The sequence below is a fragment of the Protofrankia sp. CiT1 genome, assembly GCF_917627335.1.
GTDB lineage: Bacteria > Actinomycetota > Actinomycetes > Frankiales > Frankiaceae > Protofrankia.
Map to the genome: position 1 here is coordinate 7,178 of NZ_CAKJTP010000175.1, position 1,214 is coordinate 8,391.

Consider the following 1,214-nt stretch of genomic DNA (forward strand, 5'->3'; position numbering starts at 1 on the left):
TCACAACGCCTGACATCCGCCGATCGGTGCCGGGGTGGACGGTGTGGAGCGGGCCCACCCCCGGGGGCGAGACCCCCGCGCAGGTCGGTAGCCGCGCTGACCGGGTGATCGGACGTGTCCTGCCGTACCTGGAACGAGGTGATGTCGCCCTGGTCGGGCATGGCCACATGCTGCGGGTGCTGGTCGTGCGCTGGCTGGAGCTGGATCCGGCTTTCGGCGCCCGTTTCGTCCTGGATGCCGGTGGGCTGTCCATCCTCGGGCATGAGCACGAGACGCGTGCGGTCCTGCGCCTGAACGAGCCGGCCCTGAACGAGCCGGCATAGAGCGTCGGATTCCATGGCTTTCCGAGCCGCGCGGGTGGGTAGGCCTTCCTCGTCCCCCGACGTACGAGCGCCCGGCAGCAGGGGGGTAGATCAAGGAATGGGGCTGGGGCACGTGCATCGCGCGGCAATGGATGGACAGCGATGCCGCGAGGCGCGTGCCCCGGCCCCGCCGATAGCCCCGCGATGCCGCCTCCCCCGTTGCCGGTCGCTCCAAGCAGGCCCCGTCGAGCGGCAGGGCCGCGACGACAGGACAGGAGTGAGCCTCAATGACGGAGTCTCGACCACCTGCCAACCCGGTACCCGCCAACCCGGCACGCCCGACAACGACGGACGCGGGGATCCCGGCGCCGAGTGACGAGCATTCGCTGTCAGTCGGCCCGGATGGCCCGCTGCTGCTTCAGGATCACTATCTGCTCCAGAAGATGGCGCAGTTCAACCGGGAGCGGGTGCCCGAGCGCGTTGTTCACGCCAAAGGGGGCGGCGCGCACGGCTATTTCGAGGTGACCGCGGAGGTCACCAGGTACACCAGGGCCGCGTTCCTCTCCGAGGTGGGCAAGCGCACCGACGTGTTCGTCCGGTTCTCCACCGTGGCCGGGGAGCTTGGCAGCGCTGACACGGTCCGCGACCCGCGTGGTTTCGCGATCAAGTTCTACACCGAGGACGGCAACTACGATCTGGTCGGCAACAATACGCCGATCTTCTTCGTACGTGACCCGAGCAAGTTCCAGGACTTCATCCGCTCGCAGAAGCGGCGGGCCGACACCCACCTGCGCGACAACAACATGCAGTGGGACTTCTGGACGCTGTCACCCGAGTCGGCTCACCAGGTACTGATTTTGATGAGCGATCGCGGAACGCCGCGTTCCTGGCGGCATATGAACGGTTACGGCA

At 67.5% G+C, this 1,214-nt stretch carries 2 protein-coding genes; both read left to right on the forward strand.

Annotated features, from left to right (window positions below; all coding sequences use genetic code 11):
* The coding region (locus MJ785_RS18995; protein ID WP_239382090.1) for a histidine phosphatase family protein at window positions 1–323 on the forward strand (323 nt) is incomplete at its 5' end.
* A 266-nt stretch (window positions 324–589) separates the two neighbouring features.
* On the forward strand, window positions 590–1,214 hold a 625-nt coding region (locus tag MJ785_RS19000), incomplete at its 3' end, for a catalase (protein WP_239382092.1).